The organism is Undibacterium sp. RuTC16W (assembly GCF_049339445.1).
Classification (GTDB): domain Bacteria; phylum Pseudomonadota; class Gammaproteobacteria; order Burkholderiales; family Burkholderiaceae_D; genus Undibacterium.
This window is the reverse complement of sequence record NZ_JBMPPE010000082.1, coordinates 1-337: the sequence shown is the minus strand read 5'-3', so window position 1 is coordinate 337 and position 337 is coordinate 1. Positions and strand designations below refer to the sequence as shown.

At 59.1% G+C, this 337-nt stretch carries 1 other RNA gene; it reads right to left on the bottom strand.

What is annotated here, in order from left to right:
* Window positions 1-333: a transfer-messenger RNA gene (ssrA, locus tag ACO0K4_RS19615) on the bottom strand; the annotation flags it as partial.
* Window positions 334-337 lie beyond the last annotated feature (4 nt).

The following is a 337-nucleotide window of genomic DNA, read 5'->3' as shown; positions in this document are numbered from 1 at the left end:
CCAACGATCTCGAAACTCGCACGTCTACAGGCGTAGTCTATCGTTAGTTTCGCCGCAGGTAGCCCCGACAGACCTGGTACACCTGCGACTATCCGGTACGTCTTGGCCTCGCAGTCCCGTCTCCTGCGAGATAGCAGCCTGTCTTTTGTTGCGCCCACAATCCCCCCGACAGGCCCGGTGAACGTGGACGGCTAGTCTCTTAGGGCTAGCTGCCGTCGACCGCACTAGGCGGCGTAGGCATAGTTGTTGTTGTTGGCACTTAATGTGCGTGCCCGTTTTAACGCAGACAGGCGCTGCGGCCAGCAGTGCGGTTTCAGCCTTCGCTGTCGAATCTGGT